Below are 13,455 nucleotides of genomic sequence, written 5' to 3' on the forward strand. Positions count from 1 at the left end.
TAATTTTCGTGAACCTCCAAAGAAGGAGATTGTAATTACCACCGTCGCGCCTCCCCCCGTCGCTCCCCCCGGCGAGCATGCCGCAGGGGTGGCCAACCGCATCCAGTCGCGGCGGCCGGAGATGTCGGGCGCCATGGCGAAGATCGCGGATTACCTGCTCGAGTACCCCCAGGCGCCGCTCAAGCTCTCGATCGGCCAGCTCGCCGCGCAGGCGGGGGCCTCTGCAGCCACCGTCACCCGATTCTGTCGCCTGATCGGCTATGCCGGTTACGTGCCGTTCCGGGTGAGCATCGCCACGGATTTCGGGCGCAGCACGGCGCGCGACTCCTGGAAGACCGACATCGGCCGGGCCTTCGGTCCGCAGGATTCGGCCGCGGACGTACTCAGCACGCTCATCAACGCCCACTCCCGCACTCTGCGTGAAACCGCCGCCGCGATCGACTTGCCCCTGATGAAAAAGATTGCCAAACGCATCGCCACGAGCAGCCACGTGGATATCTACGGGGTCGGCGGAAGCGCATTCCTCGCCGAAGAGATGCAGGCACGGCTGTACCGCATCGGCGTGAACACGCACGTGTGGTCGGAGGTGCACGCGGGGCTCACGAGCGCCGCCATCCAGACCGCCGGATCTGTGGCCATCGGAATCTCCAACTCCGGGCGAACGGAGGAGACGATCCAGATGCTGCGGGAAGCCGGTCGAGCCGGGGCGCTCACTGTGGCGATCAGCAATAATCCGACCTCACCCCTCGCGGAGAACGCCAATCTCACGGTCGTCACCTCGGTCTACGAGCAGTTCCTCCAGCCCGACGACCTCTCGGCCAAACACGGCCAGCTGCTGGTGCTCGACCTGCTCTACCTGCTCACTGCGCAGGAGAACTTCTCTCGTTCGACCAACAACCTCGCCGCTTCCGCGCTCGCGGTGGCGACGCACCGCCGCCCCCGCCGTTCCACCCTTTCCCCGCGCTCCGCGCGCGAGACCTCACCATCGATCGATTGAAACCAGGAGTCACCGTGCCAGAAACCGTCACCCAGTCCGACCTGGACAGCGCCTTCACCCGCGAGGTCCAGTCTCGAATCGAGGCTCTCGCGGCGAGCGCCCAGGCCGGTGCCTTCGATGACGCCATCAGCCTGTTCGTCGAGGCGATCGGGCACGGTGGAGTGATCCAGGCCTTCGGCACGGGGCACTCGGAGGCCTTCGCCATGGAGATCGCCGGCCGTGCCGGTGGTCTCATCCCCACCAAGAAGATCGCCCTTCGCGACGTGGTGCTTCGCGGCAGCCTCGACATCAGCGCCCTCGGCGGCTCCTCCCTCGAACGCAACCCCGACATCGCCGCGGAGCTGTTCGCCATCGCGGACGCCGGCCCCGATGACGTCTTCGTGATCGCGTCCAACTCCGGCGTCAACGGCTCGATCGTCGGCCTCGCCCTCGAAGCGAAGCAGCACGGTCATCCGGTGATCGCGGTGACCAGCCTCGACCACACCATGCGGGTCGAGCCGAAGCACGCCAGCGGCAAGCGCCTCCGCGATGTGGCAGACGTCGTGATCGACAATCTCGCCCCCTTCGGCGACGCGACCATCGAGCTCTCCGGTGGAATCCCGGTCGGCGCGGTCTCCTCGATCACCGCGGCCTACATCGCCCAGATCCTCACCATCGGCACGGCCCAGCGGATCGCCGCGCAGGGTTCGACGCCTCCCCTCTATATCTCGGCGAACATCCCGGGCGGAGACGAGCACAACAAAGCCCTCGAACTGCAGTACAACATCACCCGCAACGCCTGATTCGCAGCATCCGGAATCCCCGTCACCCCAAGAATGAAAGGCAGTACACCATGAGCAACACCTCTTTGACGAACGCAGCAGTGACTAAGGCAGCCGAGCCCTTCCAGCGCCGCCAGTTCCTGCGCGGCGCCCTCGCTGTCGGCGTCTTCATTCCCGCCACCGGGATGCTCGCATCCTGCGTGGGCGGCGGGGGCACCACCGCGGCACCGGGCGGCACCGTGTCGGCCAAGAACCCCTTCGGCATGGCAGACAAGTCCACCGTCGACGCTGTCATCTTCAAGGGCGGTTACGGAATCGCCTACGCCGAATTCGCCGGCAAGGTAGTGGAGAAGGCACAGGCCGGATCCACGGTGAAAGTCACCGCCGCCACCAACATCGCTCAGTCCCTCCAGCCACGGTTCGTCGGCGGCAACCCGCCGGACGTGATCGACAACAGCGGCGCCAACCTCATCGGTATCAACACCATCCGCGGCCAGCTCGAGGACCTCACCTCTGTGATCGAGGCCAAGAACCTCGAGGGCAAGGTGATCAAGGACACGCTGTACGCCGGTGTGATCGAGCCCGGTACCTTCGACGGCAAGTTCGTGCAGCTCAACTACGTGCTCACGGTCTATGCCATGTGGTACTCGGCATCGCTCTTCGAGACCAACGGGTGGACGGTTCCCACCACCTACGAGGAAGCTCTCGCCCTCGGGGCGCAGGCGAAGGCACAGGGCAAGTACCTATTCGGCTGGGGCAAGGAAGCGGCCACCTACTACCAGACGATGGCCATCGCCTCCGCGATCAAGGAGGGCGGCGACGACGTGCGCCTCGCCCTCGAGAACCTGAAGGACGGATGCTGGTCGCTCCAGCCCATCCAGGATGTGTTCACCGGGCTCAAGAAGATCATCGACGCCGGCTACATGCAGCCCGGTGGCGCTGGAACGCAGTTCACTGCGGCCCAGGCCCAGTGGAGCAATGAGGAGAAGTTCCTCCTCTACCCCTCGGGCGGCTGGATCGAAAACGAGATGAAGACGCAGACCAAGGAGGGCTTCAAGATGACCGGAGCTCCCGAGCTCACGGTGACCACCTCGCCGAAGTTCCCGCAGAAGGCTCTTCACTCCACCGCGGGTGAGGGGTACATCGTGCCGTCCCAGGCCAAGAACGCGGCCGGCGGCAAGGAGTTCCTGCGCGCGATGCTGTCGAACGAGGCGGCGGTCAACTTCGCCAAGACGACCTTCTCGTCCACCATCGTCAAGGGCACCATCCCCGCCGACGGCTTCGGCTCGACCGCACTGGTTTCGCAGGTGAAGCTTCTCGAGGGCGCCGGCAGCGACGTCTTCTCCTGGAACTTCGTCGACCTCTACGGACTCAACACCGACCAGCTCGTGGTGTGGAACACCTTCCTGCAGGGCGGTTCCTCTGTCGCCCAGCTCACCACCTCCCTTCAGCAGATCACCGACAAGGTGCGCAACGACAGTTCAGTGAAGAAGGTCACGGTCAAATGACAGCTGTCGTCCCTCCGACGACAGCGCCGGGCGGTGGACGTGGGTCCACCGCCCGGCGGTTCGGCCGCCGTGACCTGACCTTCGACAAGATCAGCTTCATGCTGGTCTTCCTCGTGTTGCCGGTGGTCGGGTACGTGCTCTTCGTCGTGTGGCCATTCATCCAGGCGTTCTACTACTCGCTCACCGACTGGTCGGGATTCACCCCGGGCATGAACTTCGTCGGCTTCGTCAATTACGGCAAGATCCTCAGCGACAACATCTTCCTCACGGCCATGCGCAACAGCGTCACGCTGCTGTTCGTGCTGCCTGTCGTCACTCTCGTGATCAGCCTCGTCTTCGCGACCCTCGTCACCATCGGCGGGCCGAGCCAGGGACCGATCCGCGGGCTGCGCAACTCGAGCCTCTACCGGGTGGTCTCCTTCTTCCCCTACGTGATCCCCGCTATCGTGATCGGCATCATCTGGAGCCAGGTCTACACTCCCGGCGGTCTGCTGAACGGTGTCCTGACCGGCGTCGGGCTCACCCAGTTCCAGTCCTTCGCCTGGCTCGGGGATCCCCGCACCGCGATGGTCGCCACGATCTTCGTGATCGTGTGGAGCCTCGTCGGCTTCTACATGGTGTTGTTCATCGCGGCGATCAAGGGCATCCCGGCCGAGGTCTTCGAAGCTGCGCGCATCGACGGAGCCGGGCGGCTCCGCACGGCGGTCACCATCACGATCCCGCTGTTGCGCGACAACATCCAGACCGCCTACATCTACATGGGCATCCTCGCGCTGGATGCCTTCGTCTACATGTCGGCGCTCAACCCCGGTGGCGGCCCCAACAACACCACGCTCGTGATGTCTCAGCAGCTGTTCACGACGGCCTTCACCAAAGGGCAGTTCGGAGTCGCCTGTGCGATGGGCGTCGTGCTCGCCGTGATCACCCTGGTCTTCGCGACGATCGTCTTCCTGGTGAACCGGCTCACCGGCGGATCGAACGAGGTAGCAGAATGAGCACCGTGAAACTGGCCGGCACGGCCGCATCCCGCCGCCGGTCGACAAGCACGGGCGACCGGGTGGTCGGCGGTGTCTCGCATACCGTGCTGACCCTCTGGTCGATCGTCGTCGTCGTGCCGCTGCTCTGGACGGTCATGTCGTCGTTCAAGACCAGCAAGGAGATCTTCGCGTCGCCGTTCAGTCTGCCGACGCGTTTCAGCTTCGACAACTATGTCAACGCCTGGACCACGGCCGGCATCGGCAGCTTCTTGCTCAACACGATCTTCGTGGTGTTCGGTGCGCTGATCGTGACGATGCTGTTCGGGTCCATGTGCGCCTACGTGCTCGCGCGCTTCCAGTTTCCGGGCAGTCGGGCCATCTACTACCTGATGCTGGCCGGCCTCACCTTCCCGATCTTCCTCGCGATTGTGCCGCTCTTCTTCGTGCTGCGGAGCATCGGACTGCTCAACACGCTGCCCGGGCTCATCCTCACCTATGCGGCCTTCGCGTTGCCCTTCACGGTGTTCTTCCTGTTCTCGTTCTTCAAGTCGCTGTCGAACTCGATAGCCGAGGCGGCGGCCCTGGATGGCGCGGGCGAGTGGCGCACGTTCTTCCAGGTGATGCTCCCGATGGCCCGGCCCGGCCTCGCCACCGTCGCGATCCTCAACTTCGTCGGACTGTGGAACCAGTTCCTGCTGCCGGTCGCACTCAATTCCGATCCGAAGAACTACGTGCTCACCCAGGGCATGGCGACCTTCGCATCACAGGCCGGATACTCCGTGGACTTCGGGGCGCTGTTCGCCGGGGTCGTCATCACGATCATCCCGGTGTTCATCGTCTACCTGATCTTCCAGCGCCAGCTGCAGGGCTCCGTGTCGCAGGGCACGAACAAATAGCACCTGCACCCTCCCGCGCTGTCGAGTGACGCGCGCGCCCGAAACGTCAGGCGCGCGTGTCACTCGCGGGTGCGCGCACGTCCCACAGGTGATGCGTCGGGTCATGGGCGAGGTAGACCGCGAAGCTCGCCACCGTGAACTGCGCGCCATCGTTGCGGCGGCCGGGGCGGCCCCACGAGTCGTCCGGCACCGCGTCGAAGGCTGCGGCGAGCGCCGCACCCGCCCCAACGAGCTCGTCTGCGACCGCTGCCGGGTCCTGCTCGTTGTAGTGCTCCGCCGTCGCCGTCTCGTCCTGATCCCAGTTGGGGAAGACCGGGTCGTACTCGTCGAGCATGAGTCCGAGGCGCACGAGGAAGATGCGGTACACGTCCCGCACGTGGGCGGCATATTCGAGGGCTGACCAGGTGCTGCCGTCGGGTCGCTGCGCGACATCCGCTCTCTGCAGGACCGGCGGCCAGGCTGCCGCGTTTGCGCGCACGAGCGCCGCGACATCCCGCGCCGCGACGGTGGTGGCGTCGAAACCGCACTCCGGGCACGGTCGATCGAGCACCCAGGTCCAGTTCTTGGTGTCAGGCATGATCGGCATGACCCCATGGTGGCCCATGAGGGCGAACGGATACCGTAGATGTCGTGCCAGATTCCCCCGTTTTCCCGCCTGCCGTGGTCGCTGCCGTGCTCTCCCACATGAATTCCGACCATGCCGACGACAACCTGCTCATCGCGCGGGCCTTCGCCGACCCGGCCGCTGCGGCGTGCACGATGACCTCGCTCGACGGTGAGGCCGGCTACTGGAGCTATGTCGTCGAGCGGACCGGCGGCCGTCACGAAAGGGATTTGCGGATGCCGTGGGCGGCGGCCATCACGGAGCGCGCCGAGATCCGACGCGAGATCGTGTCGCTCTACGACCAGGCGCACGCTCGCCTCGGCACCACCCCTCGAGAGCACTGAGGCTACGCTGGGCACTCGCTGAGCGCCCGGTGGACATCCCCTACCAAACCCCCGGACGCGCGGCCACGAATACCTAGTCAAGCGAGACACCCGTCGAGCTGTAGAGGAGAAACATCATGTCCAAGTCACCCAACCGCCTGCTCGCGACCGTCTTCGGCGCGGTCTACCTTCTCGTCGGCCTGCTCGGCTTCACGGCAACCTCGGGTGTCGGCTTCTTCGACGTCAAGGGCGGCCTTCTGCTCGGCATCTTCGAGGTCAACGTGTTCCACAACGTCGCCCACCTCCTGATCGGCGCCGCGCTGCTCATTGCCGGACTGTCGAGCCTTCGCGCGTCCAAGGCCGTCAACACCACCATCGGAGCCGCGTACCTGCTGCTCGGTATCGTCGGCCTGTTCATCCTCAACTCGGCCGCGAACATCCTCGCCATCAACACCGCGGACAACGTGCTGCACTTCGGTAGCGCCGTGATCCTGCTCGGCGTCGGGCTCGGCGCGGACAAGGCAGTTCGCGCCCACGCCGCCGCGTAGTCGCATCCGCTCGATCGATCGCAGGGGAGAGTTCTCATGTCTGTCATCACCCGTTCGTGGCTGTCCTTCGCCGCCATCGGTGCCGGAGTGATCCATCTGGCACTCGTGATCAGCTCTCCCCTCGCCGTCGGCATCCCCCTGGCGATGTTCGGCCTTGCCGAGCTCACCTGGGGCGTGCTCATCCTCGTGAAGGACCGATTGCTCGTGCCTCGGCTCGCGCAGGCCGGAGCCCTCGCACCGGTGCTGCTCTGGAGCCTCCTCACCGTGACGGCCACCCTTCTCGCCGCTCCCCAGATCGCGGCATCGCTGCGATTCGTCCCGATGGGCATCGCCGCTCTCTTCGAACTCTTCATCGCCGCAATACTCAGCGTGATACTGCGCCGACGGTCGACTGCGACTGCGACTGCGACTGCGGCAGCGCGGGAGCCGAAGGCCCCCGGTGCGGTGAGATACCTCGCCGCCGTGATGCTCGCCGGAATTCTGGTCGGTGGTCTCACCACCCCGGTTCTCGCCGCGACCCAGGCCGGGACTGTGGCGATGCAACACGGCGGGACCATGGGCGGGATGATGGATATGAACATGCCGGGAATGGGCCACTGACACGCGGTCATCCCGCTAAACTTAGGGTCACCTAACCTGAGCTCAGGAGTCGCCGTGACCCGTGTCATCCCCTTTTCGCAGGCGCTCCGCGAGCGCACCTGGTCCGGTCACGGTGACAGTGAGGGGGCTGGCTTTATGTCCGACCTCATGACCGGCAAGGGCACCCGCGAGGATTACATCGCCCTGGTGGCCCAGCACTTCTTCATCTACGAGGCCCTCGAGGCAGCAGCACAGCGGATGGCGACGGATCCCGTGGCCGCGCCGTTCATCAGCCCGCAGCTCACCCGACTTCCCGCCATCCGCCTCGACCTCGCCTTCCTGCTGGGCGAAGACTGGCAGCAGCGCATCGCCCCCCTGCCGACCACACGGCGCTACGTCGATCGGCTCAACACCGTCGCGGCCAGCTGGCCCGGTGGGTTCGTGGCCCACCACTACACGCGGTACCTCGGCGACCTCTCGGGTGGGCAGGTCATCCGCAGTCTCATGCAGCGCCAATTCGGGTTCGAGACGAACGGGGTCGGGTTCTACCTCTTCGACCAGATCGCCCGGCCGAAGCAATTCAAGGAGACCTACCGCGAGCAACTGGATGCGGTGGACTGGAGCGCAGAAGAACGCGAACGGGTGATCGACGAGGTGCTCATCGCCTACCGCTTCAACACCGAGCTCTTCGAGGACCTGTCGCGCGCGAAGGCAGCCGCCTAGCCTCCCCCGCTGCTCTCCGGGGACACTCCGGCGTACCCGGACATCTGCGCACGTTGCGGCCCGGCGCGCGGGCCACGAAAGTGCGCGATCGCCCGCTTTGCGGGCCCGTCCGGGCCGCCCCTGCGCGCTACGCTTCGATACCCGGCAGCGCCGAGGCGCCACTCATGAAACGCTGCACATCGGGGTCGACGCGGATGTCGCTCGGTCGCAGCGGCCGCGAGAGGTAGAGCCCCTCGAGCTCGGTGAGGCGGCTGAGCGCCACATAGGTCTGGCCGGCGCTGAAGGTGCCGGATCCGAGATCCACGATCGCGCGATCGTAGGTCTTGCCCTGCGACTTGTGGATGGTGACCGCCCATGCCAGTCGCAGCGGAAACTGGGTGAACTCGGCGACGATGTCTTTCTTCAGCGTCTTCGTCGACGCGGAATACGTGTATTTGAACTTCTCCCAGATCGCGGGCTGCACCTCGTGCACCTCGCCGTCGACCTCCACGAACACGGTCGACGAGATCTTGGTGACGGTGCCCACCGTGCCGTTCACCCAGCGCTGGCCGCCCTCACCGGCGGAATCGTTGCGCAGAAACATCACCCGAGCGCCCACCTTGAGCTGAAGGGACTCGTCGGCGGGGAACGACCGTCCGCCGAACTCTCCAGAGACATCGGCCTTCGCCGTCTTGACGGCCCCGGGGAGCCGGGCGAGGGCTGCAGCGTTGATGCGGTTGACGGTGTCGTTGCGGGTGGCGAGGGTGATCGTGCCATCCGTCGGCGCTGGGCGGGCGCCGGTGTCATTGAGGCGCCCCGCGATCTCCGCGGTGACCATGCCGTGGCGCACCGCGTTGAGCATGAACTTGAACTCGGCCTCGTGCTGGCGATGGATGGTCGTCAGCTCGAAGATGCGCAGCTCGGTCTCCTGCCACACCTTCGCGTCGAAGAACCACATCGAGCGGTACTGGTCGGTGAAGTAGGCGCGCTCGTCGGCATCCCCCGGCACCGGGGCGAGCTGGTACGGATCACCGAACAGCACCACCTGCACACCCCCGAATGCGGTGAACGGCTTCTGGCGCGCCTGTCGCAGGCTGCGATCGATGGCATCGACCAGGTCGGCGTTGACCATGGAGACTTCGTCGATGACCAGCGTGTCGATGGTGTTGAGCAACTTGCGCAACTCGGGCACCTGGTCGATCGCGTGGTCGGCGATGACCCCGATCGGCAGGCGGAAGAGCGAGTGGATGGTCTGCCCGCCCACGTTGAGCGCTGCCACTCCGGTGGGCGCCGCGATCACCACCTGCTTCGCGGTGTTCCACGACAGATGGTTCAGTAGCGTGGACTTCCCTGTGCCCGCGCGACCCGTGACGAAGATGTTCTCGCGGGTGTTTTCGATGAGCTCGAAGACGGCGGCCTGCTCGGCGGAGAGCGCGAATTCGGCCACGATACTTCTCCCTCCCGGCATCCGTAACAGCACTCCAATCTACCGCCGCGGGCCCGTGTCGGTCGGCGGGAGGGGGCCTTGTGTTGAGAAGCCGGGCACGGGACCGCCACTTAGGATGTGGAGATGCCGCCCCGTATCCTCGCCCGCTGGCTCATGCTGGCGGGGGTGCTCCTCCTTGCATTCTTTGGCACGGTCACGACCCTCAACCTCACGCTCTACAGCGCCTCGGGGTTCGTCTCCTCCTACCTCTCCGCCGTCGCCCGGCACGATGTCGACGGCGCGCGCCGAATGCCGGGAGTGACCGTCAGCCCGACAGGAACCGACGAGCTCCTCGCCCCGGCCGCGCTCTCCTCCCTCACCGACATTCGCCTGGTGAAGGACACGGATGACGGTGGCGGGCGCCATACCGTCTTATACGGTTACACAATCGGGGGCGCCGAGGGCACCTCATCCTTCGTCGTGGAGCACAGCGGCGGACGCCTCGGAGTCTTCTCGGCGTGGCGCTTCGTCCAATCGCCACAGAGCCTGCTCAGCGTCACCGTGAAGCACGGCAGCGGTGTGCTGGCCAACGGTGTCGCCCTGCCCCCGGTCGCGGCCGACGTCGCTCACGCCTACCGCGTGCTCACCCCGAGCCGGGTGGTCCTGACCCACACCTCGACCTACCTCGGGTCGGTTCGGGTGTCACCCCTCGTGGATCAGCCGGCGAGCGTCACAGACGCGAGCGTCGACATCCAGGCTAATACGGTCTTCGTGCGCGAGGTGCAGAAGCAACTCGACAAGTTCCTCGCCGCCTGCACGACGCAGAAGGTGCTGCTGCCCACCGGGTGCCCGATGGGTACTCAGATAACCGACCGGCTGCAGGATGCTCCCACCTGGTCGATCGTGAGCTACCCGATCGTCACGATCGTGCCAGGGGCCAGCCCGGGGAGTTGGCAGATACCCGAGACCGGGGGGCTCGCCCACCTCAGGGTGAAGGTGCGGTCGATCTTCGACGGCAGCCTCTCGACCTTCGACGACGACGTGCCGTTCACCGTGCGCTACGTCATCACCTTCGCCGGCGACGGCAGCCCAGTGATCACCGCTCAGTACTGAGTCCGCGGACCGCGCGCCTGGCGCCAGCCGGCCCGATCGGCGAGCACCCGTGCCGAAGCATCCGCAATCGAATCGCGGCGGGAACATGCCCTCGCGGCGGGAGATACGTCTCCCGCCGCGAGGCTCCGGTTCATCCACGAGCGCGCGCAACCCCCGCCGCACGCGCGCAACCCCCCACAACCGCCGGGATTTCCGGGCACGGGAACGCCGCTCAACCGCGGGCCGGGCACCTAACGGCGGCCCGCCCGATCGGCGAGCATCCGGTTGTACTCCAGCAGTTCGGCGTCGCCGTCACGCTCGGCCTTGCGGTCGAGCCGTCTCGCGTCCTTCGCGTCGCTCTTCGACCACATGATCGCCACCGTGATAGCGAGGATGATCGTGGGGATCTCCCCCACGCTCCATGCGATGCCACCGCCGGTCTGCTGATCCGCGATCGCGCTCACACCCCAGGCCCGGCCCATCGCCCCGTACCAGTTGGCCAGCAGCAGGCCCGTGCCCGTGATGAGTGAGAGCCCGAAGAACGCATGGAAGGCCATCGTGCCGAGCAGCACGAGCAGACGCATCGGGTACGGCGCCCGGTAGGGGAGTGGATCGACGCCGATCAGGGCCTGCACGAAGAGATACCCGGTGATCAGGAAGTGCACGATCATCCAGGTGTGTCCGATGTGGTCCGTCGTCGCCCAACTGAACAGCGGCGTGTAGTAGAACACCCAGAGCGAGACCACGAACAGCGCCGCCGCCACTATCGGGTTTGACAGCACCGCGGATGCCCGTGAATGCACGAACAGCATGATCCACTCCCGCGCACCGCGGCTGCCGTCCGAGCGCTTAGCGATCGCGCGGAGGGCGAGCGTGATGGGAGCGGCGGGCACGAGCAGCACCGGGATCATCATGCCGAGCAGCATGTGCCCGAGCATGTGCACGCTGAACAGATACTTCTCGTAGGCGTTGATTCCCCCGTTGGTCACCCAGAACAGCAGGCCGAGGCCGGCGAGCCAGACCACGAGCCGATGCACCGGCCACTTGTCCCCGCGGCGGTGCAGCCTCACGACGCCGGCGATGTAGAAGAACGCGAGGAAGGCGATGAGAAGCACCCAGAGGTTGTCGAAGTTCCAGGTGGTGAAGTAGCGCGAGAAGGTGAGCTCTGGCGGCAGGGGAGCCTGGGTCAGGATCCAGGCCGGGCTCGTGAGGGTGGCATCCTGCGACACCGGAGTCGCCGTCTTCGCCAGAGCGGCCGCGACACCGGAGGCCAGTCCCATGAATCCGAGTTCCGCGGCGATGAGCCACCAGAAGAAGCGGTTGCCGCTGTTGGCCGAGGACTGCATCTTCGCCACCAGGAACCGCCGCTGCCCGAGTCCGAAGAGGCCGAGGGCGAGAAGCGCAAAGATCTTGACGAGCACGAGGATGCCGTAGGGCGTGAGCAGTTGGGTGATCGTGCCGACACGCAGGGCCGCGTTCACGTAGCCGGAGGCGGCGACCACGACGAAGCAGATGATGGCGAGCGTCGAATAGCGGGAGATGATCGGCCCGATGCGTCCGCCCTCGAGGGTCTTACGGATGAACACGATGGTCACGAGCCCGCCGAGCCAGATCGCCGCGAAGACCACGTGCAGACCGAGGGACGTGACTGCCGCGTCGTGACCGGCTGCATCCGCCGAGTGCCCCTGCAAGGCCTGTGGAACCAGGCCGACGGCAGCGAAGGCGGTGACGAAGACGAGCATCGTGCGGTTGCGCACGGCGAAACACAGCACGGTGACCACGGCGGCGACGAGGGTGCTTGCTAGCCAGGCCTGGCCGATCTCCTTGTTGGTGAGGAAGTCGCCGAGCACCCCGCCGAAGTTCGCGTCAAGGCTGATCGGTTTGGTGTAGAAGCTCATGAAGGTGAGGAATCCGGTCACGGCCGACGCGATGGCCCAGAACCCCGCGGCACCGGCGGCGATATCGAGCGTGCGGGCGAACTCCGGCCGGTCAGCGCTCATGGCGAAACACAGCAGCACGAGCGATCCGAGCGTGACGGCGACACCCAGGTTGAACAGCATGGTGGCAATCGGCAGGCCGTAGCGCACGAGCGCTCCGGGATCGATCAGCCGGGGTGCGTCGGCGGCATGACCGAAGGCCAGCGCGGCGAACAGGGATGCGAAGGCAACGACCAGGAGCAGCGCTGGACCGGCGATTCTCACGATCCGTGGCACGGCATCCAGCCTAGGCGAGCAAACTGGGCCTCCGCCCCGCCGGCGGGGCCCGTTCTTAACGACCGAAGGGGATGCCGACCCTCAGGTCGGCATCCCCTTCGGGAGGAGAAGCGAAGACTACTTTGCAGCGGCCTTGAGCTTGCTTCCGGCGCTGACCTTCACGCCGTAGCCCGCCTTGATCTGGATGGCCTCACCCGTGGACGGGTTGCGACCGGCACGAGCGGCACGGTGGGTGCGCTCGACCGCGAGCCAGCCCGGGATTGTGACCTTGGTGCCTTCGCCGACCGAAGTGGCGAGAGTGGAGAACAGGGCGTCGAGGACGCCGTTCACTGCAGCCTGGCTCTGGCCAGACTCAGCGGCAACTGCCGCGACGAGCTCGGTACGGTTTAGTGACTTGTCAGCCATTGAAGTCCTCCTCGGACGTTGTGCTTCTCAGAACATAGATTGCTGCTCGCGAGAACAGTTCTTTTGCTTGGATGGAACTGAGGCATTGGGGCGTGTGACCCCGCAGCCGCCTGTAATTTACCAGCTTGACTTGGTAATACCGGGCAATTCGCCCCGGTGAGCCATATCGCGGAAACGCACACGGGAGACCCCGAACTGGCTGAGGAAACCACGCGGACGACCATCGATGGCGTCACGACCGCGCACGCGCACCGGGGAGGCGTCGCGCGGAAGCTTCTGCAGTCCGAGCCGAGCGGCTTCGCGCTCTGCATCGGAGGATGCGGGGTCGACGAGAGCCTTCTTCAGCTCGAGTCGCTTGGTCGCATAGCGCGCGACCACGATCTTGCGCTGCTCGTTGGCAGCGATCTTGCTCTTCTTCGCCATG

15 protein-coding genes are annotated in these 13,455 nt (G+C 65.8%); 10 read left to right on the top strand and 5 right to left on the bottom strand.

The window, feature by feature from the left end:
* The first annotated feature begins 88 nt into the window (after positions 1 to 88).
* Genes F1C58_RS15830 through F1C58_RS15850 form a run of 5 tightly spaced genes read left to right on the top strand, consistent with a single transcriptional unit; the run spans position 89 to position 5,139 of the window.
* Positions 89 to 997 (top strand): MurR/RpiR family transcriptional regulator, encoded by a 909-nt coding sequence (locus F1C58_RS15830; RefSeq protein WP_255461164.1) that lies wholly within the window; start codon positions 89 to 91, stop codon positions 995 to 997.
* A gap of 14 nt (positions 998 to 1,011) precedes the next feature.
* Entirely contained in the window at positions 1,012 to 1,779 is a 768-nt protein-coding gene (locus tag F1C58_RS15835; protein ID WP_255461165.1) for a sugar isomerase domain-containing protein, read from the top strand.
* Positions 1,780 to 1,829: 50 nt separating this feature from the next.
* Positions 1,830 to 3,266, top strand: a complete 1,437-nt coding sequence (gene ngcE / locus F1C58_RS15840) for an N-acetylglucosamine/diacetylchitobiose ABC transporter substrate-binding protein (RefSeq protein ID WP_185201988.1) — start codon at positions 1,830 to 1,832, stop codon at positions 3,264 to 3,266.
* Positions 3,263 to 4,261, top strand: coding sequence for a carbohydrate ABC transporter permease (locus F1C58_RS15845; protein ID WP_185201989.1), 999 nt, complete (start codon positions 3,263 to 3,265; stop codon positions 4,259 to 4,261). The genes ngcE and F1C58_RS15845 overlap by 4 nt, the downstream gene beginning before the upstream one ends.
* Positions 4,258 to 5,139 carry a carbohydrate ABC transporter permease gene (locus tag F1C58_RS15850; RefSeq protein WP_185201990.1) on the top strand — a complete coding sequence of 294 codons (882 nt, stop codon included), beginning with the start codon at positions 4,258 to 4,260 and terminating at the stop codon, positions 5,137 to 5,139. The genes F1C58_RS15845 and F1C58_RS15850 overlap by 4 nt, the downstream gene beginning before the upstream one ends.
* Positions 5,140 to 5,185: 46 nt before the next feature.
* Here F1C58_RS15850 and F1C58_RS15855 read toward each other — a convergent pair whose 3' ends face one another.
* Entirely contained in the window at positions 5,186 to 5,725 is a 540-nt protein-coding gene (locus F1C58_RS15855; RefSeq protein ID WP_185201991.1) for a DinB family protein, read from the bottom strand.
* Positions 5,726 to 5,769: 44 nt separating this feature from the next.
* Between F1C58_RS15855 and F1C58_RS15860 the strand changes: the two genes are divergently transcribed.
* The 4 genes from F1C58_RS15860 to F1C58_RS15875 all read left to right on the top strand — a co-directional run bounded on the left by F1C58_RS15860 (position 5,770) and on the right by F1C58_RS15875 (position 7,916).
* Positions 5,770 to 6,087, top strand: a complete 318-nt coding sequence (locus tag F1C58_RS15860) for a DUF2470 domain-containing protein (RefSeq protein ID WP_255461166.1) — start codon at positions 5,770 to 5,772, stop codon at positions 6,085 to 6,087.
* A 116-nt stretch (positions 6,088 to 6,203) separates the two neighbouring features.
* Entirely contained in the window at positions 6,204 to 6,614 is a 411-nt protein-coding gene (locus tag F1C58_RS15865; protein ID WP_185201992.1) for a DUF4383 domain-containing protein, read from the top strand.
* A 36-nt stretch (positions 6,615 to 6,650) separates the two neighbouring features.
* On the top strand, positions 6,651 to 7,214 hold the full coding sequence (locus F1C58_RS15870; protein ID WP_185201993.1) for a hypothetical protein: 564 nt from the start codon (positions 6,651 to 6,653) through the stop codon (positions 7,212 to 7,214).
* A gap of 54 nt (positions 7,215 to 7,268) precedes the next feature.
* Positions 7,269 to 7,916 carry a heme oxygenase (biliverdin-producing) gene (locus F1C58_RS15875; RefSeq protein ID WP_185201994.1) on the top strand — a complete coding sequence of 216 codons (648 nt, stop codon included), beginning with the start codon at positions 7,269 to 7,271 and terminating at the stop codon, positions 7,914 to 7,916.
* Positions 7,917 to 8,043: 127 nt separating this feature from the next.
* Here the strand turns inward: F1C58_RS15875 and F1C58_RS15880 are convergent, their stop codons facing one another.
* Positions 8,044 to 9,342, bottom strand: coding sequence for an ATP-dependent RecD-like DNA helicase (locus F1C58_RS15880; RefSeq protein WP_185201995.1), 1,299 nt, complete (start codon positions 9,340 to 9,342; stop codon positions 8,044 to 8,046).
* Between the two features lie 123 nt (positions 9,343 to 9,465).
* Here F1C58_RS15880 and F1C58_RS15885 point away from each other — a divergent pair, with 123 nt between their 5' ends.
* On the top strand, positions 9,466 to 10,434 hold the full coding sequence (locus F1C58_RS15885) for a hypothetical protein (RefSeq protein WP_185201996.1): 969 nt from the start codon (positions 9,466 to 9,468) through the stop codon (positions 10,432 to 10,434).
* Between the two features lie 230 nt (positions 10,435 to 10,664).
* Here F1C58_RS15885 and F1C58_RS15890 read toward each other — a convergent pair whose 3' ends face one another.
* From F1C58_RS15890 to rpsN, 3 genes are all read right to left on the bottom strand, one after another.
* The gene (locus F1C58_RS15890) at positions 10,665 to 12,626 is read right to left on the bottom strand and encodes a cytochrome c oxidase assembly protein (RefSeq protein ID WP_219731995.1); all 1,962 of its coding nucleotides are present in this window, start codon (positions 12,624 to 12,626) and stop codon (positions 10,665 to 10,667) included.
* A 117-nt stretch (positions 12,627 to 12,743) separates the two neighbouring features.
* Positions 12,744 to 13,031 carry an HU family DNA-binding protein gene (locus F1C58_RS15895; protein WP_185201997.1) on the bottom strand — a complete coding sequence of 96 codons (288 nt, stop codon included), beginning with the start codon at positions 13,029 to 13,031 and terminating at the stop codon, positions 12,744 to 12,746.
* A gap of 117 nt (positions 13,032 to 13,148) precedes the next feature.
* Complete coding sequence (gene rpsN, locus F1C58_RS15900; RefSeq protein ID WP_185201998.1) at positions 13,149 to 13,454, bottom strand: 30S ribosomal protein S14; 306 nt, start codon at positions 13,452 to 13,454, stop codon at positions 13,149 to 13,151.
* Between the last annotated feature and the right edge of the window lies 1 nt (position 13,455).

It is taken from the genome of Glaciihabitans sp. INWT7 (assembly GCF_014217685.1).
GTDB lineage: Bacteria > Actinomycetota > Actinomycetes > Actinomycetales > Microbacteriaceae > Lacisediminihabitans.